General features: G+C 61.6%; 23 protein-coding genes. 6 read left to right on the top strand and 17 right to left on the bottom strand.

The features are described 5' to 3' along the window. Positions 1–69 precede the first annotated feature (69 nt). Genes HME9302_RS04130 through HME9302_RS04115 form a run of 4 tightly spaced genes read right to left on the bottom strand, consistent with a single transcriptional unit; the run spans position 70 to position 3,982 of the window. Positions 70–1,017: an acetyl-CoA carboxylase carboxyltransferase subunit alpha gene (locus tag HME9302_RS04130; RefSeq protein WP_115365968.1), complete on the bottom strand. Its 948-nt coding sequence runs from the start codon at positions 1,015–1,017 to the stop codon at positions 70–72. A 12-nt stretch (positions 1,018–1,029) separates the two neighbouring features. Beyond that, a complete protein-coding gene (locus HME9302_RS04125) occupies positions 1,030–1,959 on the bottom strand; it encodes a tyrosine recombinase (RefSeq protein ID WP_181815678.1) in 930 nt (309 codons plus the stop codon). Next, positions 1,959–3,758, bottom strand: a complete 1,800-nt coding sequence (locus HME9302_RS04120; RefSeq protein ID WP_181815677.1) for a hypothetical protein — start codon at positions 3,756–3,758, stop codon at positions 1,959–1,961. Before HME9302_RS04120 ends, HME9302_RS04125 begins: the two co-directional genes overlap by 1 nt. After that, positions 3,755–3,982 (bottom strand): hypothetical protein, encoded by a 228-nt coding sequence (locus tag HME9302_RS04115; RefSeq protein ID WP_147270759.1) that lies wholly within the window; start codon positions 3,980–3,982, stop codon positions 3,755–3,757. The genes HME9302_RS04120 and HME9302_RS04115 overlap by 4 nt, the downstream gene beginning before the upstream one ends. A gap of 37 nt (positions 3,983–4,019) precedes the next feature. Here HME9302_RS04115 and HME9302_RS04110 point away from each other — a divergent pair, with 37 nt between their 5' ends. After that, positions 4,020–4,589 carry a shikimate kinase gene (locus tag HME9302_RS04110; RefSeq protein ID WP_115365966.1) on the top strand — a complete coding sequence of 190 codons (570 nt, stop codon included), beginning with the start codon at positions 4,020–4,022 and terminating at the stop codon, positions 4,587–4,589. A gap of 23 nt (positions 4,590–4,612) precedes the next feature. Further along, positions 4,613–5,722, top strand: a complete 1,110-nt coding sequence (aroB, locus tag HME9302_RS04105) for a 3-dehydroquinate synthase (RefSeq protein ID WP_115367467.1) — start codon at positions 4,613–4,615, stop codon at positions 5,720–5,722. Between the two features lie 15 nt (positions 5,723–5,737). Here the strand turns inward: aroB and HME9302_RS04100 are convergent, their stop codons facing one another. From HME9302_RS04100 to pgi, 13 genes are all read right to left on the bottom strand, one after another. Then, positions 5,738–6,109: a tRNA-binding protein gene (locus HME9302_RS04100; protein WP_115365965.1), complete on the bottom strand. Its 372-nt coding sequence runs from the start codon at positions 6,107–6,109 to the stop codon at positions 5,738–5,740. 1 nt (position 6,110) lies between these two features. Continuing rightward, positions 6,111–8,171 (bottom strand): acetyl-CoA carboxylase biotin carboxylase subunit, encoded by a 2,061-nt coding sequence (locus HME9302_RS04095; protein ID WP_115365964.1) that lies wholly within the window; start codon positions 8,169–8,171, stop codon positions 6,111–6,113. A 209-nt stretch (positions 8,172–8,380) separates the two neighbouring features. Further along, entirely contained in the window at positions 8,381–9,391 is a 1,011-nt protein-coding gene (gene bioB, locus HME9302_RS04085) for a biotin synthase BioB (protein WP_115365962.1), read from the bottom strand. Beyond that, positions 9,392–9,787, bottom strand: coding sequence for a hypothetical protein (locus tag HME9302_RS04080; RefSeq protein WP_115365961.1), 396 nt, complete (start codon positions 9,785–9,787; stop codon positions 9,392–9,394). It abuts the gene before it with no gap. Continuing rightward, the gene (gene scpA, locus HME9302_RS04075; RefSeq protein ID WP_115365960.1) at positions 9,784–11,937 is read right to left on the bottom strand and encodes a methylmalonyl-CoA mutase; all 2,154 of its coding nucleotides are present in this window, start codon (positions 11,935–11,937) and stop codon (positions 9,784–9,786) included. Before scpA ends, HME9302_RS04080 begins: the two co-directional genes overlap by 4 nt. Positions 11,938–11,984: 47 nt before the next feature. Next, positions 11,985–12,770 (bottom strand): enoyl-CoA hydratase-related protein, encoded by a 786-nt coding sequence (locus tag HME9302_RS04070; protein WP_115365959.1) that lies wholly within the window; start codon positions 12,768–12,770, stop codon positions 11,985–11,987. Positions 12,771–12,895: 125 nt separating this feature from the next. Beyond that, positions 12,896–13,339 (bottom strand): methylmalonyl-CoA epimerase, encoded by a 444-nt coding sequence (gene mce, locus HME9302_RS04065; protein WP_115365958.1) that lies wholly within the window; start codon positions 13,337–13,339, stop codon positions 12,896–12,898. Then, on the bottom strand, positions 13,336–13,587 hold the full coding sequence (locus HME9302_RS04060; protein ID WP_115365957.1) for a hypothetical protein: 252 nt from the start codon (positions 13,585–13,587) through the stop codon (positions 13,336–13,338). Before HME9302_RS04060 ends, mce begins: the two co-directional genes overlap by 4 nt. Before the next feature lie 14 nt (positions 13,588–13,601). Beyond that, positions 13,602–15,134, bottom strand: a complete 1,533-nt coding sequence (locus HME9302_RS04055) for an acyl-CoA carboxylase subunit beta (RefSeq protein WP_115365956.1) — start codon at positions 15,132–15,134, stop codon at positions 13,602–13,604. A 78-nt stretch (positions 15,135–15,212) separates the two neighbouring features. After that, positions 15,213–16,253, bottom strand: a complete 1,041-nt coding sequence (locus HME9302_RS04050) for an NAD-dependent epimerase/dehydratase family protein (RefSeq protein ID WP_115365955.1) — start codon at positions 16,251–16,253, stop codon at positions 15,213–15,215. 17 nt (positions 16,254–16,270) lie between these two features. Continuing rightward, entirely contained in the window at positions 16,271–17,620 is a 1,350-nt protein-coding gene (gorA, locus tag HME9302_RS04045) for a glutathione-disulfide reductase (protein WP_115365954.1), read from the bottom strand. Between the two features lie 143 nt (positions 17,621–17,763). After that, positions 17,764–19,227 (bottom strand): DEAD/DEAH box helicase, encoded by a 1,464-nt coding sequence (locus tag HME9302_RS04040; RefSeq protein ID WP_115365953.1) that lies wholly within the window; start codon positions 19,225–19,227, stop codon positions 17,764–17,766. 234 nt (positions 19,228–19,461) lie between these two features. Continuing rightward, positions 19,462–21,003 (bottom strand): glucose-6-phosphate isomerase, encoded by a 1,542-nt coding sequence (gene pgi / locus HME9302_RS04035; RefSeq protein WP_115365952.1) that lies wholly within the window; start codon positions 21,001–21,003, stop codon positions 19,462–19,464. A 47-nt stretch (positions 21,004–21,050) separates the two neighbouring features. Between pgi and lepB the strand changes: the two genes are divergently transcribed. From lepB to HME9302_RS04015, 4 genes are all read left to right on the top strand, one after another. Beyond that, positions 21,051–21,908 (top strand): signal peptidase I, encoded by an 858-nt coding sequence (lepB, locus tag HME9302_RS04030; RefSeq protein ID WP_230079863.1) that lies wholly within the window; start codon positions 21,051–21,053, stop codon positions 21,906–21,908. Continuing rightward, the gene (rnc, locus tag HME9302_RS04025; RefSeq protein WP_115365951.1) at positions 21,905–22,576 is read left to right on the top strand and encodes a ribonuclease III; all 672 of its coding nucleotides are present in this window, start codon (positions 21,905–21,907) and stop codon (positions 22,574–22,576) included. Before lepB ends, rnc begins: the two co-directional genes overlap by 4 nt. A gap of 10 nt (positions 22,577–22,586) precedes the next feature. Beyond that, positions 22,587–23,522, top strand: a complete 936-nt coding sequence (era, locus tag HME9302_RS04020) for a GTPase Era (RefSeq protein WP_115367465.1) — start codon at positions 22,587–22,589, stop codon at positions 23,520–23,522. A 146-nt stretch (positions 23,523–23,668) separates the two neighbouring features. Beyond that, positions 23,669–23,893 carry a hypothetical protein gene (locus HME9302_RS04015; protein WP_115365950.1) on the top strand — a complete coding sequence of 75 codons (225 nt, stop codon included), beginning with the start codon at positions 23,669–23,671 and terminating at the stop codon, positions 23,891–23,893. Positions 23,894–23,919 lie beyond the last annotated feature (26 nt).

The following is a 23,919-nucleotide window of genomic DNA, read 5'->3' as shown; positions in this document are numbered from 1 at the left end:
TGTCCAAAAGTTAACCGTAGGGGACGCAGGTTGGTTCCCGCAAACAGTACGCTGTATGCTTGCAGTTCGTCAGGACGCGCCGAGTTGCAGGAAACGTTCTTCACGCTGACGCCGCAGTTCGACGGGATCGATGCCGGCCAGCGCGTCAAGCTCCTCGCCCAGCGCCTGGCCCACCGCACGCCCTGTCGCCGCAGGATCGCGATGCGCCCCGCCCACAGGCTCTGGCACGATACGGTCGATCACACCCAGTCGTTTCAAATGCTGGGCAGTGATTTGCATCGCCTCCGCCGCGTCGGGCGCACGGTCGGCCGAGCGCCACAGGATCGAGGCACAACCTTCTGGTGAAATCACGGAGTACACTGCGTGTTCCAGCATCAACACGCGTTCGGCACTGGCCAGCGCAACCGCACCCCCGGAACCGCCCTCGCCCACCACGATCGCGACCATCGGCACTTCCAGCGCAAGGCACGCCTCGGTGGACCGCGCGATCGCCTCCGCCTGGCCGCGCTCTTCCGCTTCTACACCGGGAAATGCTCCGGAGGTGTCCACCAGCGTCACTACCGGCAGGCCGAACCTTGCGGCCATTTCCATCAGGCGCACCGCCTTGCGATACCCCTCCGGCTTGCCCATCCCGAAATTGTGCCGCAACCGGCTTTCGGTATCGTGCCCCTTTTCGTGGCCGATCAGCATCACACGGCGGCCGTCGAGCCGCGCGAAGCCTCCCATGATTGCCTCGTCTTCGCCATAAAAACGGTCCCCGCCCAGTGGCACGAACTCTTCGAAGGCGTGGCGCACCAGATCGTGGAAATGTGGGCGCGAAGGATGCCGGGCAACCTGCGTTTTCTGCCACGGCGATAGCGCGGCGTAAGTGCTGGCAAGCAGATCCGCGCTTTTTATTTCAAGCCGCTGAAGCTCGTTCGAAATATCGACTTCATCCGTATCGGCGGCAGCGCGCAGATCGGCGATACGCTTTTCCAGCTCGGCGACAGGTTTTTCAAATTCGAGATAGGTAATCATCGGCGCTGAGCGCTAGTCGCTGGAGCGCATGGAGGCAAGCGGATGGCGCTCATTTACCAGTGCGACCAGCCGCGCGGTATCGACATGAGTATAGATCTGGGTCGTCGCGATATCCGCATGACCGAGCAGCGTTTGCAGCACGCGCAAATCCGCCCCGCCCTCCAGCAGATGCGTGGCAAACGCATGGCGCAAGACGTGCGGGCTGATTTTCTCAGGCGGCAATCCTGCGCGCGTGGCAAGTTCCTTCAACAGCTGGAACAGGCGAACCCGGGTCAAATGCGCGGCACGGCTGGGGAACAGGTATCTGGCAGCGCCGTCACGCGCCACAGTGCGCAGCGGCAGCCAGCGCCGCAAAGCCTCGTTGGCGCGGCTGCTGATCGGCACCATCCGCGTTTGGCCGCCCTTGCCGGTTACCGTGAGAAGCGGCGCGTCACGCGGGACCGAGGCGAGCGGAAGGCCGACCAGTTCGGTGGCGCGCAGGCCCGACCCGTACAACATTTCCAGCAGAACAAGCGTACGAATGGCGGCCGGACGGTCACTCGCCGCTTCCAGTTCCGCCTGTTCGAACAATGCGCCGACCTCGTCGTGCGAGAGGATTTTTGGCAGGCTGCGGCGCGCGGTGGGCCGGGGCAAGGCCGGTGAGGGATCATCCTGCCGCAAGCCTTCGTCGAGCAGATAGCCGTAGAACTGCCGCAGTGCGGATGCCTTGCGCGCGACCGTCGACGGGGCGAGCGCAGACCATGCTTGGCCCAGTCTAGCAATTGCCGCTCGGTCCGCCGATATCAGGGGTCCGGCGGCTTCCTGTGCGCCTTCCAGATCGCAGCGATAGGCAGCGATGGTGTTGGCCGCAGCGCCTCTTTGCGCGGCCAGCATGGCGAGGAAATCTTCGATCGCGTCATCCGTAGGCTTCGGCGAGCCGCCGATCTGGCCCATGACAGCCATCAGCCCCGCGCGACCGCCTCCGCCGCGATCATCCGCGCTTCCGCGCCGAGGCCAGAGCGGTTCAGCGCACGCACGATGTGGAACAGATGCCGCGGCGTCATTTTGTCCCAGCTATCTCCCTGCATACCCAGACCCGCCAGCATAGCTGCAAGCGCGGCGTTTCGATTGCTACCGGCGGCATCGATGGCGCGGCTCCAGCGGGTTGCACGGCCGGTTTCGAAACCGAGATCGGCAGCATGGTCTTCCAGCGCATCGTTTTCGATGCGGCCGAGACCGGCAAGTCCAGCCAACAGAAACGCCGATTTGCGCTGCTGGCCGCTTTCGTCGCGGTCGCGAAAATCGTCGAAGCGGTTTTCCGTGACGGGCGATGTACGGTTTGGCGCAGCCAATGCCAGCAGTGCCCAACCCTCGCTACCCGCGGGCACGACTTCGCGCCATTGCATGGCGTCCTGGTCCAGACCTGCGGCAAGCATCGCAGCTATCAGCGGTGCGGCGCTGTCAGCAAGATCGTCGGACGCAGAAATGCGCGCCGCGGCATAGGCCGTGAGCACCTGATCGGCATAGTCGATGCCGGCTGCATCGGCAGTACCGTCCGGACTACCCCAAAGACTGCGGATAGCGGCGAACCGTTCGGCAGGATCACGTGCCACATAAGCGGTGCGCAGGGTCGCGGCGCGGCTGGCCACATCGCCATCGATCCCGTCAGCGGCGTAAATCTGGCTATAAAGATCGACCATCGCGGCGGATGACAGGATGCCCTCGCGGCTCGCCACCTGCGCGCCGCCTGCGCGTTGCGGAAGGCCTAGCATCGGGGCAGTTGCTGCAATGCGCTGGTAGTACGGTCCCGCATCGTCCAGCAATGCTGCGGGAACGGTCTCACCCACGGCATTGGCCAGAGCATAGCGCCAGGGGTTCAGCGCCTCGACCTCGTCCCATTCGATGTTGACCGCATTGCGGCCCTGCCCGGCAGCCCCGGCATATCGCTGGGCCAGCAGCACATCGATGTCCGCAAGCCCGTCGTCACCCAGCATCCCACGTAAGTCGCGGCTAGCCCGGGCGGTCTGTCCGGCATAGGCGGCGCAGATGGAGCGCAGCATAGTCCATTCGCTATCCTTGCGCGCGGTACCCTGCATTTGCACGATCGGGCATGCACCCACGATATCACCGGTCCCGATATAGGCATCGACTGCCGCGTTGCGGAGCGCCGGGCGCCAGTCTTCTACGTCTACCTGCTGGGCCAGAGCGCGCGCGACTTGATGTTCGCCCATCCGGTTAAGGACCGCCACACGCAGTCCCACGAAATCCGCCTTGTTCAGCCCTTCCGGACCGGCCATCCGGCTCGCCAAGGCACGACGGAGCAGGATGTGACCCCAGCGCGATACGAGCGGACCCTTGGTGCCTTCCAGCGCCGCCCTGACAAGCGAAGCCGGTTGCCGTGCGAGTGAGGCCGACGGCAGGCCACCGCCGGCTGCACCGATAATTCCCACCTGATCGAGCGAGCGGCGGTCCGCCGACGGAATGTCGTATTTGGGTTTCAGGCCCAGCAGTTCGTCAAGCTCATCCGTTGGTAGACGTTCCAGCTCGCGGATCGATGGCAGGCGCCTGGCAGATTCACGCGCCAGGCCTGCCGATGGAGCCGGTGTCGATGGCGCAGCTGCGGAAGGGGTTGGCGCAGGCGCAGGTGCAGGTGCAGGAGCGGGCGCGGGCGCCGCTTCACCGGGTTCAGGCTGTGACTGCGCCACCGCCCAGCTCGACGAAAAGACCAGCAGCGCCCCGCCCATCAGCCACGCCCGCTTCATGGTGTAGCTCCTTCGACGCTGACAGGCTGGACGATGGGACGGATCGGTTCTTTCCCGCCGTCGAACCATGCCGCAAACAGCACGAAGATAGCGAGCGCACCCACCGCAAGCGCAATGCGGCGATTGCGCCTGCCATGCCCGCGAGCGCGATCGGGCCCCGTAGACCCCAATGAAACCTTTGCTGACATGACTTTCGCCGCCTCGTACCCGTCACTATCGATCAATTGCCTTCGCTCTAGCGCATTGATAGGCGAAGCGGCAATGCGCCACACCACATCCCCGACCGAAGCAGACGATCTGCGCGCTATCGCCCGGCGTATCAAGCGCCCGGTGGTGCTCGTGGGGATGATGGGCGTGGGCAAATCAACAATCGGCAGGCGGCTTGCGGGCCTTTTGCAAACTGGTTTCGTGGACGCCGATGATGCCATCGAGGACGCAGCGCAGCTTAGCGTAGCGGAGATTTTCGAACGGCATGGCGAAGACTATTTCCGCGACGGCGAACGGCGCGTAATTGCCCGCCTGATGGATGAGGGTAGCGGCGTCGTTGCCACCGGCGGCGGGGCATTTTGCAACGAGCAAACCCGCGCGTCGATACTGCAACGCGGGATCGCCGTGTGGCTCGATTGCGATATCGAAACCTTGGTCGAACGCACGGCGCGCAAAAGTCATCGGCCTTTGTTGCAAACCGGCGACCCGCGCGAAATCCTTACCCGCCTTCATGCCGAGCGAAAGCAGTTCTACGAACAGGCCCCCATTCGCGTAGTCAGCGACGATGGTCCGCATGCGGAAACGGCGCGCGACATTCTGGAGGCGATAGACCGATGGCTGTGAATACGGACCAAGGGTCGAGCCAAATGTCCATTGTCGACGTGGCGTTGGCCGGACGATCCTATCAAGTGCTCATCGGTGGCGGACTGCTCGACCGGATTGGAGAGTTGGCTGGTTCGTTTTTGCGAAAGAAAACCGTGCCGGTCGTCGCCGACGCCAATGCTCGCGCGGCCCATGGTGCACGGCTGGAACGCGCGCTGGAAGCGGCCGGAAAGAGCGTGGTTTGGTACGATGTGGAACCGGGTGAGGCTTCCAAAAGCTGGGATGGGCTGCAGCGCCTTACAGACTGGATGTTGCGCATCGGTGTAGAGCGGAACGATAACGTCATCGCGTTCGGTGGCGGCGTAGTCGGCGATCTGACCGGCTTCGCCTGCGCCATCCTGAAGCGCGGCTGCGGGTTTATCCAATTGCCCACCACACTGCTTGCGCAAGTCGACAGTAGCGTGGGCGGGAAAACTGCCATCAACACGGCTGCCGGCAAAAACCTGATTGGCGCGTTTCACCAACCGTCGCTGGTGCTGGCCGATATCGATTGCCTGAAGACGCTGCCCGACCGCGAGATGCGCGCCGGCTATGCCGAAGTTCTGAAATACGGCGTGCTGGGCGATGCGGCATTCTTCGACTGGTGCTCGCAAAACGGCGCGCCCGTGCTCGCGCATGATGCTGTTGCAGTTCGAGAAGCGGTTTCGTCCTGCGTCGCGGCGAAAGCGCGTATCGTGGCGGAGGATGAGCGCGAAACAAGCGGTACTCGCGCCCTGCTGAACCTGGGTCATACTTTCGGTCATGCGCTGGAAGCGAAAACGGGGTTTGGCGACCGATTATTGCATGGTGAAGGCGTCGCGCTCGGCATGGTGCTGGCGGCGCGGTATTCCGCCCGTCGTGGCCATCTCGGTATAGATGAGGCGGAGCGGGTGGCACGCCAGACCGCTTTGGCCGGGCTGCCATCCGACTTATCGGCCTTGGGTCTGACTGCCGATGGTGGGCAGCTTGTCGATCATATGCTACACGACAAAAAGATGGACGCCGGCACCCTTCCCTTCATCCTGCTGAGTGGGATCGGTGAGGCATTTCTCGCGCGCGATGTCGAACTGGCTGACGTCGCCGCGTTTCTGGACGAGCAACTGCGCGCGCACTGACGGAGCCTTAACGCATCAGAAAAGCCGCGAGCCGTTCGGTACCGGACGTTCGGGCATGGCCAGCACTACCTCTCCTGCGTCGTCAGCAAAGCCCAGTGTCAGCACTTCGGAGCGTGCGGGTCCGATCTGGCGAGGCGGGAAGTTCACCACCGCTGCAACTTGCCGCCCGACCAGATCTTCCAGAGCGTAGTTAGCTGTAATCTGGGCGCAGCTTTTCTTGACGCCAATTGCCTCCCCAAAATCGATCCGCAGCTTTGCAGACGGTTTGCGTGCTTCTGGAAAAGGGTCCGCAGCTACGATCGTCCCGACGCGAATGTCGGACTTCAAAAACGTGTCGAAGTCGGTTTCCTCAGCTGCAGGGGCTATGGCCGAGTGGTTCATATGCATCCTACTCCAGCTCCAGAATGATTGCGTCCACCGCGAGGCTTTCGCCTTCCTCTGCGTTTACCTTGCTGACGGTGGCTGCCTTTTCGGCGCGCAAAATGTTCTCCATTTTCATGGCTTCCACCGTGGCGAGCGGCTGGCCCGGCTGCACCTCTTCGCCTTCGCCTACATGCAATTTAACTAGCAGGCCCGGCATCGGGCAAATCAGCAGCCTTGAAAGATCGGGCGGCTCCTTCTCGATCATGTGCTGCGTCAGCGCGGCAATGCTGGCGGGCAGGACACGCAGATCATGCGCCGCCCCCTGTGTCGTCAGCCTCATTCCCGTGGCATTACGAACAATCTGCATGCCATAGCTAGCCGCCGGTACGGCATCTTCAACCGCTTCGCTGCGCGCCGGATCGAACACATCCACCGACACCACCCGGTCACCGGGCGTGTAGCGCATTGCGATGTCGACAGGCTCGCCATTCACCGTGATACCTGTCTCCTCCAACGATACGTCATATTCGGTATCGCCCAGCCGCACGTTCCACTCACCCGGCGGAGGCAATGGTCCGTCGAGCTGGCCGGAAATGCGGCGCGCGCGATCCGCCTCGATGGCTGCAATCGTTCCGCCGATCGCAGCAAGGCGCGGCAGAAGTTCTGGCGCTGGCGCTGCACCGGCGAAACCGTCTGGGTATTCCTCTTCGATAAAGCCGGTTGTCAGCGCACCTTTGCGGAAACGCGGATGCTGCATGATCGCGCTGAGGAAGTCGATATTATGGCCCAAGCCCTCGATGCGAAATTCGTCAAGCGCCTGAACCTGCAAATCGGCGGCCTCGTCCCGCGTAGGCGCCCAGCTTACCAGCTTGGCGATCATCGGATCGTAGAAGATCGACACTTCGCCGCCCTCCATCACTCCGTCATCGACGCGGATGTAGGGGTCCGATTGCTTGCCCGGCTGCGGCGGAGCCTGATGCGCGTGAGCCTCGGGCGGTTGGTAATGTACGAGCCGCCCGGTGCTGGGCAGGAATCCGCGATAGGGATCCTCGGCGTAGACGCGGTTCTCTATGGCCCAGCCATTGATGCCAATATCGTCCTGCGCCATGTCCAGCTTCTGGCCGGCCGCCACGCGGATCATCTGTTCGACCAGATCGATGCCGGTGATGGCTTCTGTCACGGGATGTTCGACCTGCAGGCGGGTGTTCATTTCGAGAAAGTAGAAGCTTTCCCCGCTTTCATCCGCGCCGCTAACGATCAGTTCCACGGTGCCGGCCGAATGATAGTCCACGGCGCGGGCCAGCGCGACGGACTGCTCGCCCATTGCCTTACGCATCTTGGGCGTGACGAAAGGCGACGGCGCTTCTTCCACCACCTTCTGGTGGCGGCGCTGGATCGAGCATTCGCGTTCGTTGAGGTAAAGGATGGTACCGTGCTTGTCGCCCAGCACCTGGATTTCGATGTGGCGCGGATCTTCGATGAACTTTTCGACGAACACGCGGTCGTCGCCAAAGCTGTTCTTGCCCTCGCGCCGCGTGGCCTCGAACCCCTCGCGCACATCTGTGTCGTTCCAGGCAAGCCGCATTCCTTTGCCGCCGCCGCCCGCACTGGCCTTCATCATTACTGGGTAACCGATGTCGTTGGCCCATTTCAAAGCGTCGTCTGTGCTTTCAATGGCTTCGGGGCTGCCGGGCACGGTATTTACACCCGCCGCCTTGGCCAGTTTTTTGCTCTCGATCTTGTCGCCCATCGCCGCGATGGCGTTGGCGGGCGGGCCGATGAAGGTGAGGCCTTCTTTGTTGAGCTGCTCCACGAAGCTCGCGCGTTCGGACAGGAAGCCATATCCCGGATGTACCGCCTCGGCGCCGGTTTCCTTGGCCGCCGCGATGATCTTTTCCGCGACGAGGTAGCTTTCCGATGCCGCCGCCGGGCCGATATGAACAGCCTCGTCCGCCAGCGAAACGAATGGTGCGTTACGGTCGGCATCGGAATACACCGCCACCGTTGCGATACCCATCCGCTGCGCCGTCCGAATAACGCGGCAGGCAATTTCTCCGCGATTGGCGATCAGGATTTTCTTGAACATCTAACGTTCCCAGCCAATGCGAAGATTTTGCGCAATGAAATAAGTGCCAATTATCGTTCCGCCAAAACAAAATACGTACCCGATAACTACGGCGACAATACTCGGAATGACCAGCATCAGAATGCCGATCAATATCGGAGTGATAAGCATCATAAGCATTAGCAGCGGGAGACCGATAAAAAGCCGCAACATTTGATAGCGCCAGAAACTCACTCCGCCGGCTCCACGACCTTGCATGCCCGCATCGGCTCCTCGCCCTTCAGCGCAGTCAGGCCGAGCCGCTCGAACAGCATCGCGTCGCTATCATCGCCCGCATTGGGTGCTGTCAGCAGCTTGTCGCCGGTGAAGATCGAATTCGCGCCCGCCATGAAACACAGCGCCTGCGCCGCGTCGCTCATGCTTTCGCGGCCCGCGCTCAGCCGCACCATGCTCATCGGCATGGTGATGCGCGCGACCGCTACGGTGCGGACAAACTCGATATCGTCGATCTTGGCCATCGGTGTATCGGCCAGCATATCGCCCAGCACTGTGCCCTTCACCGGTACCAGAGCGTTCACGGGCACGCTTTCGGGATGCTGGGGCAAGGTGGCGAGCGTGTGGACGAAGCCCACGCGGTCTTCCCGCGTTTCGCCCATGCCGACGATCCCGCCGCTGCACACATTGATGCCGGAATTGCGAACATGGTCGAGCGTCTCGATCCGCTCCTCGAACTTGCGCGTCGAGATGACCCGTTCGTAATATTCCGGGCTGCTGTCGATGTTGTGGTTGTAATAATCGAGGCCCGCTTCGGCGAGCATATCGGCCTGTTTCGGCGTGAGCATCCCCAGCGTCATGCAGGTTTCGAGGCCCATTGAGCGCACGCCCTTCACGATTTCGACGATGGCAGGCATGTCGCGGTCCTTGGGATTGCGCCAGGCGGCCCCCATGCAGAACCGCTGGCTGCCGGCATCCTTCGCCTGCGCGGCAGATTGCAGGACGGAGCGCACATCCATCAGCTTGGTCGCCTCGACCCCGCTATCAGCCTTCACCGACTGCGAACAATAGCCACAATCCTCCGGACACCCGCCGGTCTTAATGCTCAGCAGAGTGCAGAGTTGGACCTGCTCCGGCGGATGATACTCGCGGTGCACGGATGCGGCCTGGAAGAGTAGCTCGGTGAAGGGAAGGTCGAACAGTGTCGCGATTTCATCGCGGGTCCAGTCGGTGCGAATCTGGGTCATTTAGAAAAGTCCAAGTAAGAATACAGAAAGAAACGCGCCGATACCCATGCCGAAGCCCAGCGAACTGACGCCCCGATAAAACGCAATACGCTTTGGCCGCGCATCTCCCTTCATTTTGCTTTGAATGATTTCGCCCATTCCGGAGTATGCTCCGATACCGCCAATTGCCACCAGTCCCACTACCGTAGCCAAGGCAGCAGCTGGAATTTCGACTATTTTCTCTGAAGCAATCGTCATGATGCCGCCCAGCGAAACCAGAGACAAAGTCGTCATGTGCTTGAAAAAATCATACAGGCGATCATCGACCGACAACGCAAGCAGCGGCATACGATCGCCATCGGCCTGCACGATAGCCTGCTCGCCCTCACCCGCACTTTTAGGCCCAACATTGCTCACTCTGCAGCCTCCCCGATTTCCTCACCAGCGGGCGGCATATTGTGCCCCAGCAGGCGCAACACGTCCGCAGCGCATTCGACCACGTTGCTGCCCGGACCGTAGATGCCCTGCACCCCGGCGTCGCGCAGGAAGTCGTAATCCTTCTGCGGGATTACCCCGCCGGCGATGACCTTGATATCGGCGCGGTCCGACTCTCGCAAAAGCCCGATCAGTTCCGGGATCAGCGTCTTGTGGCCCGCCGCGAGCGAGGACGCGCCGATGGCGTCAACATCCTCGGCCAGCGCCATATCGCGGGTTTCCTCTGGCGTCTGAAACAGCGGGCCGCTGAGGACGTCGAAGCCCATATCGGCAAAGGCGCTGGCGATGACGTTGGCCCCGCGATCGTGACCGTCCTGTCCCATCTTGGCGACCATCAGCTTCGGTTTGTGACCAAGGCGGCGCTCCACCGCACGCACACCCTCCACCACTTGGTCGTAGCGGCTGTCATTCTCATAAGCCTCGGCAAACACGCCGCGCACCGGGGTCGGTAGCGTGTTGTAGCGGCCGAACACGTCCTCCATCGCGGACGAGATTTCGCCCAAGGTTGCGTCCTGCCGGGCAGCGTCGACGGCGAGCGCGAGCAAATTCGCCTCGCCCTTCGCCCCATCACGCAGCGCATCCAAAGCAGCCCGGCACGCTGCCTCGTCGCGCCCGGCGCGCACCTTTTCCAGCCGCGCAATCTGGCTTTTGCGCACAGCATGGTTGTCGATATCGAGCGTGTCGATCTGGGCTTCTTCGTCGAGCACGTATTTGTTCACGCCGACCACCACAGTTTCGCCCCGGTCGACGCTGGCCTGTTTGGCGGCGGCAGCACGTTCGATAGCGGCCTTGGGCGCGCCGCTGGCGACATAGGCGGTCATGCCGCCCGCCTCGTCCACTTCGGCAATCATGGCCCGCGCCTTGTCCACCAGTTCGGCGGTCAGCGCTTCGATGTAATAACTGCCGCCCAGGGGATCGGCGACGTTGGTGATGCCGGTTTCTTCCTGCAGCACAAGCTGCGTGTTGCGCGCGATACGGGCGCTGAAATCGGTGGGCAGCGCGATGGCTTCGTCGAGGGCATTGGTGTGGAGCGACTGCGTGCCGCCCAGCACTGCTGCCATCGCCTCTACCGTCGTGCGGATCACATTGTTGTAAGGGTCCTGTTCCTGCAACGAGACACCCGACGTCTGGCAATGGGTACGCAGCATCTTGGACTTCGGGTTCTGTGCCCCCAACTCGTGCATGATGTCATGCCACAGCGCACGCGCCGCGCGCATCTTCGCGATCTCCATGAAGAAATTCATGCCGATGCCCCAGAAGAAGCTGAGGCGCGGGGCGAAGGCGTCGATATCCAGCCCCGTTTCCATCGCGCGCTTGGCGTATTCCTTGCCATCCGCGATGGTGAATGCAAGCTCCTGCACCGCCGTCGCGCCCGCCTCGTGCATGTGATAGCCGCTGATGGAAATGCTGTTGAAACGCGGCATGTTTTGCGACGTGTAAGCGATAATGTCGCTGACGATCCGCATGGATGGCTGCGGGGGATAGATATACGTGTTGCGGACCATGAACTCTTTCAGGATATCGTTCTGGATGGTCCCCGATAGCTTGTCTGCCGAAACGCCGGCTCGCTCCCCCGCCACGATATAGAACGCCAACACCGGAATAACCGCGCCGTTCATGGTCATGGATACGCTCATCGTTTCGAGCGGTATCTCGTCGAACAGGATTTCCATGTCGCGCACTGTGTCGATTGCAACGCCCGCCTTGCCAACATCGCCGCGCACGCGCGGGTGGTCGCTGTCATATCCGCGATGGGTGGCCAGATCGAAAGCGACCGATAGGCCCTTCTGTCCGGCGGCCAGATTGCGGCGGTAGAATGCGTTGGATTCCTCCGCCGTAGAGAAGCCCGCATATTGCCGGATAGTCCACGGGCGGCCGGTATACATGCTGGCATAGGGGCCGCGCGTGAACGGCGCGAAACCGGGCAGGCCGGGGTCCAGCGCCTCGGTATCTTCAGCGGTGTAAAGCGGCTGGATCGCGATACCTTCCGGCGTGTGCCAGGTGAGGTCGCGGCCCTTCACTTCCTTGTCGGCGCGGGCCTGCCATTCGGATTTGCTTGGTTTGTCAGTCATTCAGACCGCTTAAGCACAATCGCCCGCGGCGCGAAAGCGCATGGCCGTTACTTACCCGTAAATTCCGCCTTGCGCTTCTGCAGGAACGCCACCGCGCCCTCGACCGCATCCTGACTTTCGCCGGCCTTGCGCTGGCCGAGCGCTTCCTGATGCAACGCGGCAGGGTAATTCATCTGTAGCGCCGCCATGATGTTGGCGCGCATCTGGCCGATGGCCTGCGTCGGGCCGCCTGCCAACCGAACCGCCAGCGCGCGCGCCTCGTCCATCAGCGCATCGTCTGATACTGCCTTGTAAATGAGACCCCATTCGGCCGCTTTCTCAGCACCGATCTTCTCGCCCAGCATCATCATTTCAGTCGCCCGCGCCTTGCCGATCAGACGCGGGAGCATCCAGCTTGCCCCGCCATCGGGGACCAGACCGATATTCACGAAAGCCTGCAAGAAATAGGCGCTGGAACCGGCAAACACGAAATCCGCTGCCAATGCGATCGAGCAACCCACTCCCGCCGCCGGACCGTTCACCGCGCTAACGATGGGCACCTCGCACTGCGCCATCTGCATCATCAGCGGATTGTAACTGCGGCTGAGCGAATCGTAAGCGCGCCGGCCGGGTGAGGTCGCGCCGCTGTCCGCATTGTTCGCCAGATCCGCGCCCGAACAGAACGCCCGCCCTGCCCCGGTCACCAGAATGCAGCGCGCATCCCCCGGATCGGCAAACACATCGCGCAATTCCACGCCCATGTCCGGCGGGCAGGCGTTCAGCCGGTCGGGCCGGTTGAGAGTGATGGTGGTAACGTCGTCGGCAGTTTCGACGAGGATGTGTTCGTAGGACAAGCGGCTTCCTTCCGGTTAAATTCGTCACCCCGGATTTGATCCGGGGTCCAGCGCGAAACTTGGTCGCAAGTGCTTAGGGGCAGAATGGATCCTGAAACAAGTTCAGGATGACGTAAGGGGGGGCGCTAGTGCCCGCCATCCACTTTCGGCGTTTCCATGATTTCCGTCAGCTGCCCCATCATGTCCTTGGGGTGCAGGAAAAAGATCGGCGTGCCATGCGCCCCGATACGCGTGGGGCCGAGGATGCGCTTGCCCAGCCCCTCGAAATGCGCGCGCGCCGCGTCGATATCCTCGACCTCGAAACACAGATGATGCTGTCCGCCCGCCGGGTTCTTGGCGAGAAAGCCGTTAATAGGCGAGCTTTCGTTATACGGTTCGATCAATTCAATCTGCGTGCCGTTCATACCAGATGCGGTCGGCGTGTCGACGAAGCAGACCTTCACACCCTGTTCGGGCAGGTCGAATGGTTCGGTGATAACTGTCGCGCCCATGGTGTCACGGTAATGCGCGATGGATTTCGCAATGGACGGCGTCGCGACGCCGATGTGGTTGAGACGGCCGAGTTTCATTTAGTTTTCTCAGCATCCTTTGCTGCTTGTTTTGCCTCATCCAGATTGCGACAAAGCAAGCTCAGTTCATCAAACGAAATTTTCGTTCCATTTCTGCGAGTTACCTTCCCATCACACCAGATGATGCCGGTTTTAGCGACATAGATGTCACCGAATTGCTTGTCGCCGTCCCATACGCCAATCTCAATTCCGTTGTTTTTCAGTTCTTGTTCTACCGCAAAGTCTTTCACAAATGCTGATTTAGCCATTTCAAATAGTCCTCCTACAACGGAATGTTGTCATGCTTCTTCCATGGGTTCTCGAGCACCTTCCCGCGTAGCTTCCGCAACCCCAGCGCAATGCGCCGCCGGGTCGAGTGCGGGTAGATCACCTCGTCGATATAGCCGCGTTGGGCGGCGATGAAGGGATTGGCGAAGCGGTCTTCGTATTCCTTAGTTTTCTCAGCGATCTTTTCCGCATCGCCGCGGTCTTGGCGGAAGATAATTTCCACCGCGCCCTTTGCGCCCATCACCGCGATTTCCGCCGTAGGCCAGGCGTAGTTCAAATCGCCGCGCAAATGCTTACTCGCCATCACGTCGTACGCCCCGCCATAGGCCTTGCGGGTGATCACGGTGATCTTGGGCACCGTCGCTTCGGCATAGGCAAACAGCAGCTTCGCGCCGTGCTTGATGATGCCGCCCAGTTCCTGGCTGGTGCCGGGGAGAAAGCCGGGCACATCCACGAAGGTCAGGATCGGAATGTCGAACGCATCGCAGAACCGCACGAAGCGCGCGGCCTTCTTGGAGCTGTTGATGTCGAGCACACCGGCCAGCACCATCGGCTGGTTCGCCACCACGCCCACGGTGCGCCCTTCCACCCGGCCGAAGCCGCACAGGATATTGCCTGCATGGGCCGGCTGCACTTCGAAGAAGTCGCCCTCGTCCAGCACCTTCGCCACCACTTCGTGCATGTCGTAAGGCTGGTTGGCGTTGTCGGGAATGAGCGTGTCGAGGCTCGGTTCCTCCCGATCCCACGCATCGCTGGTCGGACGTTCGGGGGCATCGTCGCGGTTGCTGAGCGGCAAATAATCGAAGAAATCGCGGGTTGCCAGCAGCGTTTCGATATCGTTTTCGAACGCGATATCGGCCACGCTGGTCTTGGTGGTATGCGTGATCGCGCCGCCCAGTTCCTCCTGCGTAACCTCCTCGTTCGTCACGGTCTTCACCACTTCGGGCCCGGTCACGAACATATAGGAGCTGTCCTTCACCATGAAGATGAAGTCGGTCATCGCAGGCGAGTACACTGCCCCGCCCGCGCATGGGCCCATGATGAGCGATATCTGCGGCACCACGCCCGATGCCAGCACGTTGCGCTGGAACACCTCAGCATAGCCGCCGAGGCTGGCCACGCCCTCCTGGATACGCGCGCCGCCGCTGTCGTTTATGCCGATCACGGGCGCGCCGACCTTCAGCGCGGTGTCCATCACCTTGCAGATTTTTTCCGCGTGGCGTTTCGACAGGCTGCCGCCGAAGACAGTGAAATCCTGGCTGAAGACATAGACCAAGCGGCCGTTGATCGTGCCACTGCCCGTGACCACGCCGTCGCCGGTGATCTTCTGGTCTTCCATCCCGAAATCGGTGCAGTCGTGGACGACGTAGGTATCCAGTTCTTCGAAGCTGCCTTCGTCGAGCAACACAGCCAACCGCTCGCGCGCGGTCAGCTTGCCCTTGGCGTGCTGCGCCGCAATGCGCTTCTCACCGCCGCCAAGTTCGGCTTCGGCACGGCGGCGTTCCATTTCAGCGATATTGGCGGACATAGCGTTCCTTGCTTGGTTGGCCGCCGGGGTTAGCTTGGCGCAGGCCGCCGTGCAATCCCGCGTCCCAACCGGTTGACCTCAGACCTTTACCACACCGTGCGCGATAAGGCTTTTCGCGCAGTCGAGGATGCTTTCCTCCTCCGGCCGGGTCTGCCAGCCAAGCCTGTCCTTGGCGTGGCTGGCATCGACATGGCGGCTCTTGCCGATCTCGCTCTTGATGGATGCGACGCCGGGGTTGAACAGCGCCAGCACCTTCACCATCAGGTTGGGCATGATGCGCTTGGGCACCTTGCGCGTCTGCGCGGAAGGCAGCCCATCGCGCAGCACTCCGGCGATTTCGATGATCTTCATGAACCGGCCGGCCGCCAGGAAACGTTCGCCGCCGAGCCCCGGCTCTTCCAGGCATTTGACGTGAAGCTGCGCCACGTCGCGCGTATCCACCACGGCAAAGCCAAGGTCCGGCGCCATCGGCATCGATCCGTCCAGCACCTGTTTGACCGCTTCGACCGAGGCGGAGAAATCCGCGCTGTGGACCGGACCCAGCACCATCGACGGATTGACGGAAACGAATTCCATCTCGGGCGCATTTTCCGCCACCCAATCGCGCGCCGCGCGTTCGGAAATGGTTTTGGATTTGACGTAGGGATAGACGTCGGGATGCGAGATATCGGTCCAGTCGCTTTCGTCCACGATGTAGCTTTTCTCGCTGCGGCCATAAGCGACCGCAGCCATCGAACTGGTCTGGACGAACCGCTTGACCCCGGCCTCTTTCGCAAACCGCAATGCGCGTAACGTGCCTTCACGTGCAGGCACGATCATGTCGTTTTCGTCCTTGGGCGTTGCTGCCGCGATCGGGCTGGCGACATGAGCCACATGGGTGCAGCCGTGGTTGGCCTCAGCCCATCCCGCATCGCTCATCAGTTCCGCCTCGAACAGGCGAAGACTATCGCCGGCATCGGGGAAGCGTTCGCGCATGATGCGTTCGCTCTTGCCAAGGCTGCGGACCGTGGCGTTCACCCGCCATCCGCGCGCCAGAAGCTGCGCGATGAGTTCGCCCGCGATATAGCCGGTGCCCCCGGTGACGAGGACCTTGCGCTGTTCAGTGTCGTTATTGGCCATCAGTCAGCTCCCAAGCCCTATTTCATCAAGACCAGTTCTTCCGACATCGTGGGATGCAGCGCAACCGTGGCGTCGAAATCATTCTTCGTAAGCCCGGCCTTCACCGCGATAGCGGCCGCCTGCATGATCTCCGGCGATTCCGGACCGATCATGTGCAGACCGACAATCCGGCCTTCGTCCCCGTCGCAGATCATCTTGTAGAGGCTGCGCTCGTTGCGGCCCGCCATGACGTTCTTCATCGGTCGGAAATCGGAAAGATACACTTTCACGGTGCCCAGCTTGTTCTTCGCCTCACCCTCGGTCATGCCGACGGAGGCGAGTGGCGGATGGCTGAAAACGGCGCTGGGAATGTAATCGTAATTCACGCTGGTCTGCTTGCCGCCGAACACACTGTCGGCAAACGCCTGCCCCTCCCGGATGGCGACCGGTGTCAGCTGCACCCGGTCGGTGCAATCGCCCACGGCATAGATGTGATCGACGCTTGTCTTACTGAAGCGGTCGACCTTGATCTCGCACTTGTCGCCCAGTTCGACGCCAGCCTTTTGCAAACCCAGTCCCCTGGTATGCGGCACGCGGCCCGTGGCGAACAGCACCAGATCCACATCAAGCGGATCGTGGTTCTTCATCGATACGCGCATGTTCCCGTCGTCCAACTTCTCGATCCCAGTGGGTTCGGCGTGGAAGCGGAAGTCGATGCCCTTGGTCATGCTGATTTGCAGCAACCGGTCGCGCAGGGTCTGGTCGTAGCCGCGCAGCAATTGGTCGGACCGGTTGACGATGGTCACCTTAGCGTCGAATTCGTTAAAGATCCCTGCGAATTCGTTGGCGATATATCCGCCGCCAGCAATCAGCACACGCTTCGGCAAATTGTCGAGGTGAAACACCTCGTTGCTGGTGATGCCCAGTTCGCAGCCGGGAATATCGGGCACGTGCGGGGTGGCCCCCGTGGCGATCAGGATTTTGCCCGCCGTGACGATCTTGCCGCTGGCCAACGTAATCTCGTGTGGACCAGTGATTTCGGCGCGTTCGTTGAACAATGTTACGCCGTGGCTGTCGAGCGTGGTCTTGTACGCCTCGTTCAGCCGGTCAACTTCGGCGAGCACATTGTCGCGCAGCTTGATCCAGCTGAATTCGGGCTTGTCCATGGTCCAGCCGAAAGCCTGCGCGTCCTCCAGGTCCTCCGCAAACTGCGCGCCGTAAACGAGCATTTTCTTGGGCACGCAGCCGCGGATGACGCAGGTGCCGCCGACGCGGTGTTCCTCGGCAATGGCAACGCGCGCGCCATGGCTGGCGGACACGCGGCTGGCGCGCACCCCGCCCGACCCTGCGCCAATAGTGAAAAGGTCGAAATCGTATTCCTGCGCCATGCGGCTCTCCTGACTGGAGCGCGCGCTATGGCGGCAGCGGCCCGGCTTGCCAATGGGGCAGGCAATTTACGGCGCGCAAACGACAAGCGCCATCCCGAACCCGGTTCGGAATGGCGCTTGTATTTACCAGTTAGTGATTTGGCTCAACCGGGCTGACGGCGCTGGCTGCGTTGTCCGCCGCCGCTTCCCCCTGGACGGCCACCCGGGCGGCCACCGGGACGTCGATCGCCCCCGCCACTGCCGCCGCTACGGGCAGGATTGCCGACGGGACCACGTTCGCCCTGCGGTTTTCCGCCGCCGCCGCGATGGTTCTTGCCGCCGCCGCCGGACTTGGCGCGCTGGCCGCCGGGCTTTCCGCCAGAATGGCCGCGCGCGCCCTTGGGATTTGCGTGGACTTTCTTCTGGCGCTGCCCCGGTGCAGCTCGCTTGGTAGGGCCGACGCCTTCCACCACGGCGCGGAAATTGTCCGGCAAAGGCAGGCGTTCGAGCGAGGCGTCGGTCGTCTTCTGAATGTCCTTGAGATACGCGCGCTCGTCTTCAGCACACATCGCAATCGCCACGCCGTCCGCGCCCGCACGCGCGGTGCGCCCGATGCGGTGAACATATTGTTCGGCCACATTGGGCAGTTCGTAATTCAGCACATGGGACACGCCGGGAATGTCGATCCCGCGCGCTGCAACATCGGTCGCCACCAGTACCTTCACCTTCGCGCTGCGAAACTCGTCGAGCGCGCGCTGGCGCTGGGGTTGCGACTTGTTGCCATGGATCGCGTTGGCGCGGATGCCGCACTGCGTCAGTTTCTTCACCACCCGGTCACAGCCATGCTTCGTGCGGGCGAACACCAGCACACGCTCCAGCTTGCCAGGAACCTTGTACCGCCCATCGAGCATCATTTCGAGCAGCGACTGCTTCTCGTCCTGCTGCACCATCAGCAGATACTGGTCGACCCGTTCCGCCGTGGTGGCGGCCGGCGTCACGCTGACCTGCACCGGATTGTCGAGATAGCGCGCCGACAAATCCTTGATGGAGCTTGGCATGGTAGCCGAAAACAGCAGCGTCTGGCGGCCATCGGGCAACAGCGCAACGATCTTGCGCAGCGCATGGACGAAGCCGAGGTCGAGCATCTGGTCTGCCTCGTCCAGCACCAGGATTTCCACACCGTCCAGCTTGAACGCCTTCTGGTCGATCAGGTCGATCAGCCGGCCCGGTGTTGCCACCAGAATGTCGGTGCCGCGGTGCAGCTTGTTGCGGTCGCGATTGACGGACGTGCCGCCAACGATGCTGTGCACCTTGAGGCCTGCAAGCGCGCCATAATCCTTGGCGCTTTCGGCGATCTGGCCTGCCAGTTCGCGCGTCGGCGCAAGCACCAGCATGCGACATGATTTGAACGGCGTCTGTTTGTCCGCATCACGCAACCGGTCGATGCTGGGAAGCATGAACGCGGCGGTTTTGCCGGTGCCGGTCTGCGCGATACCCAGTAGGTCGCGGCCCTCCAGCAGATGCGGGATGGATTGTTCCTGGATGGGGGTAGGCGTGGTGTAGCCCTTCAGGTCGAGCGCCTGCTGAACCGGCTGGGACAGGCCCAACTCTTCGAATGTCTTGGTCATGTAAGTGTATTGAACTCGCAAAATATGCGGCGCGCACGGCAACAGGCCGGCGCGGCGCGGGAGGGATAACCGCCCGCGTGAATTGGGAAGCTTGTAAGTAGAACCGAAACACTGCCGGGGCGGACCTTAAAAAGTCCGCCAGTTCACGCTGCGAGGCGTTTCGATGAACAGCAGATGGGGGAAGAGCGCACGAAAGTCAATTTATTTCGCAAGTGCAGCAATTTCATTGACGTCTCAACCCAACCCCGCCGCCGCCAACAACTCCTCCGTACTCGCGTCGAACCTCTCGCCGCCTGCGTCGATGCGGCCTGCCATCTGCTTGCCCAGTTCCACGCCGAACTGGTCGAACGGGTTGATCCCCATCAGCACCGCATTTGCGAAGGTGCGGTGTTCGTGAAAGGCGATCAGTGCGCCAAGTGTCGCGGGATCGATATCGTCGCACAGCATGGTTGCGCTGGGCCGATTGCCGGGAAAGGCGCGGGCCGGGTCATTGCCGTTTGCGCCCATGTTCCCACCCGCTATCAGCGCCGCGCCTTGCGCGAAACAGTTGGTCAGCAGGATGCGGTGGTGTGCCGGGTCCAGTTCGTCGCCCGGCGCGATGCTGGCGATGAAGTCCACCGGCACCAGATGGGTGCCCTGATGCAGTAACTGGAACACGGCGTGTTGTGCGTCCGTGCCTACCCCGCCCCATGTGATGGGCGCTGTCGGGCTGTCCACCAGCTCGCCGTCTGCAGTCACGCGCTTGCCGTTGCTCTCCATTTCCAGCTGCTGGAGGTAGTCGGGCAGCAGGGCCAGCCGCTCGTCATAGGCGAACACGGCGCGCGTCTGGCAGCCTTTGAGCCGCGTGTAGTACTGATCCGCAAATGCAGCGCGCAGGGGCAAATTGACAGCGCCGTCATGGTCGCGGAAATGTTCGTCCACCGCGCGGGCACCGGCAAGGAACTGACCGAATTCCTCCGTGCCGATAGCCACGGCTACCGGGAAGCCGATTGAGGACCATAGCGAATACCGTCCGCCGACGCTTTCCCCGAACGGTAGCACGCGCGTTTCATCTACGCCCCACTCCACCGCCTTTTCCGGGCTGGCAGTCAAAGCGACTACGCGCCCGTAAGGGTCATCGATCCCGGCACGCTCCAGCCACTGGATTGCGCTTTCGGCGTTGGTCATCGTTTCGATGGTGGTAAAGGTCTTGGAAGCGACCGCGATCATGGTCGCCGCCGGGTCGCAGGCGGCAAATGCCTGTTCCAGTGCCAGCCCATCGATGTTCGAAACGATATGCACGTCCACTTTGGCAAGGTCGCGGGTGAGCGCATCCACCGCCAGCGCCGGTCCCAGCGCGCTACCACCGATCCCCACATGGATAAGGTGTTTGACAGGTCCCAAGGCCCCATCATGAATGGCGTCCACCAACATGGCCATACGCCGGTGCAACGCGCCGGCTTCCTCGACCGAGGCATCCGCCCCGATGCCGCGCTGCGCGGTATGTTCTGCGGCGCGCCCCTCCGTGAGGTTTACCACTTCCCCGCCGAGCAGCGCAGAACGTTTGCCCACAAAGTCCATAGCCTCTGCCAGCGTTTCGAAACCGGACAGCAACCCCTGCGTCAGGTGGGTTTTCGACCAGTCGAACAGGATGCCGGCCTTACCATCCTCGCCGTCCCAATCGATCCGCCCCGACAGCAGTTCCACCCGATCGGTATCGCCTGCAAACAGTTCGAGCAGGGTCGGATCCGGTGCAGTTTCCAGTTCGCTCCAGGCGCCTTTCGCAGCTTCGTTCACGCAGAATTCCTTTCACTATCGGGCGCGTCGGGATAGGGAGCGCGGCGATGATTGGAAAGACCCCAGACAGCGATAATGCCGCCATGCAGGCTGGCGGGCGGGCCGAACGGGCCCAGGCTGAAGAAACCGGCGAAACCTGGGGCAGTTTCCTGCGCTTCCTGCTGACTGTGGCACTGATCGCGCTGATCTTCCGCAGTTTCGTCTTCACCCTGTTCAACATTCCCAGCGAAAGCATGATGCCGCGCCTGATGAATGGCGATTATCTTGCCGCGTCGAAGTGGGATTACGGTTTTTCCAAGAACTCGCTGCCGTTCGATCTGCCGTTGGGGGACGGACGGCTGTTTGCCAGCCAGCCGGAGCGCGGCGACGTGGTGATTTTCAAGCACCCGGTCGACAACAGCGATTATATAAAACGGGTCATCGGCCTACCCGGCGATATCGTTGCAGTGCAGGGCGGCGTGCTGGTGCTGAATGGCGAACGGGTACCGAAAATCCCCCTTGCCGATGCACTGGTTCCGCTTTCGCCGAACACCAGCTGCAATCCGGGCGGTGAGGTTGCGTTCGGCGACAATGGCCTGCGCTACTGCCGATACAAGCGATTTCGCGAGGAATTACCGGGCGGACCATCCTATGAGGTGTTCGATTTCGGACCGTTCATGGTGGATGATACGGAGCCTGTCATAGTTCCTGAAGGGACTGTGTTCCTGATGGGCGACAACCGCGACAATTCACAGGACAGCCGCTTCCCGGCCCGGGCTGGCGGGGGCGTAGGATTGGTTCCTCAGGACTTGCTGGTGGGCAAGGCGCGGCTCATGGTCTGGTCCACCGATGGTTCCGCCAGTTGGCTCAAGCCCTGGACCTGGTTCAGTGCAGCGCGCGGCGACCGTTTGGCAGAGGGTATATGAGCAAACTATCGACCCAGACCGCATCCTGGCTGCGCGACACCGGCTTTACAGTCGAGGACGAGGCGCTCTGGGTCGAGGCGCTCACTCATGGCAGCATGGGCGAAGAACGCGATTATCAGCGGCTCGAATTCCTGGGCGACCGCGTGCTCGGCCTGACGATCTCGACCTGGCTGTTTCGCCGCACAGATGACGCGGAAGGGCAACTGGCACAGCGGCTTAACGCCCTTGTCAGCAAAGCCGCCTGCGCAGATGTCGCGCGGCGGATTGGTGCGTCCGAACATATCCGGCTGGGCAAGCAGGCCCGCGATGACGGCACCGCAACCAGCGAAAACGTACTGGGCGACATTATCGAATCGCTGATCGGAGCCAATTACCTCGAAGCGGGTTTCGATCCGACGCGCGAACTTGTCCGCAATCTTTGGGAACAGGATCTTGTAGGCACGACCGGACGCTCCAAACATCCGAAAAGTGCGCTTCAGGAATGGGCCGCCGGCAACCAGCGCAAAATGCCCCATTACGAATTGTCCGACCGGTCCGGCCCGGACCATGCCGCCAAGTTCACGGTGACCGTCAGCATCCACAATGTTGGCGAGGCCAGCGGTACGGCAAGCAGCAAGCACGAAGCGGAGAAACTGGCAGCCCGCGAATTTATGAAACAATATGGGTGATGGACCTGAAATGACCGCGGAACCGAAATCGGCATCGAAGCCATCCGAACCAACCGCTACCCGATGCGGCGTCGTCGCCGTTATCGGGGCGCCCAACGCTGGCAAATCTACACTGGTCAACCAGCTGGTCGGACAGAAAGTCGCCATCACCAGCGCTAAGGCACAGACCACCCGTGCCCGGCTGCTGGGCATCGCGTTGCACGAACAGACGCAAATGATTCTGGTCGATACACCCGGCATATTCGAACCCAAGCGCAAGCTGGACCGTGCGATGGTCACTGCTGCATGGGATGGCACCCAATCGGCCGACGCCGTGCTGCTGATGGTCGACCCAATCAAGCAGCGCCGGCACGAATTGATCCCGCTGATCGAGGCGCTTTCCAAACGTCCCGAACGCAAGATCCTGGTGCTGAACAAAGTCGATAAGGCGGTGAAGGAACCACTGCTGATGCTGGCGGAGGAACTGACGGCGGGGACCGATTTTTCCGAAGTGTTCTTTATCTCAGCCCTGACCGGTGATGGTGTGCCGCAGATGAAGGCTGCGCTGGCTGAAATGATGCCGAAGGGGCCGTGGCACTATCCCGAGGATCAAGTGTCCGACGCCAGCGAACGCCTGCTCGCAACTGAAATCACGCGCGAGCAGCTTTACCAGCAATTGCATGACGAACTGCCCTATGACAGCGCGGTCCGGCCGGAAAGCTACACCCAGCGCCCCGATGGCAGCGTGGAGATCCGCCAGCAGATCGTGATCGGGCGCGAGAGCCAGAAGCACATCGTGCTCGGTAAGGGCGGGCGCATGATCAAATCCATCGGCGAAGCTGCACGTAAGGAACTAAGCGAAATTCTCGGGGTAAAAGTGCACCTGTTCCTGCACGTCAAGGTCAGCGAAAACTGGGCCGAGGACAAAGAAGTGTTCGAGGAAATGGGGCTCGACTGGGGCCGATGAGAATCGCATTGGCGGGTTGACACAAAATCCTGATTTGGCGGAATCTGCGCAAGACAATCTGGAGAAATATATCCAATTACAGTGACTTGACTCGAAGCTTATGTTGGCTAGCTTTTTCTCTCCTGGCAACAATTGGGAGAAGAAGCATGAAGAAGGCACGTCTTGCATTGGTATCGGTTTTCAGCGCCACTGGCATCGCCTTGGCCCCATCCGCGGCGGTCGCTGGAGAGTGTGAAATCGCGTATGCCAGCGCTATAAGTTCATGCAACGGCGATGATGTTTGCCAATGGTTCGCTTATGCTGATTATGATTTCTGCATCAGGAACCAGGACCCACCGCGCGTCGATGAGGACTTCGGCGGGCTTTCATAACGTCTGACAATATTCAGTTTGGCAGG

The organism is Alteripontixanthobacter maritimus (genome assembly GCF_003340475.1).
Lineage (GTDB): Bacteria > Pseudomonadota > Alphaproteobacteria > Sphingomonadales > Sphingomonadaceae > Alteripontixanthobacter > Alteripontixanthobacter maritimus.
This window is presented reverse-complemented; position numbering and strand designations above follow the sequence as displayed.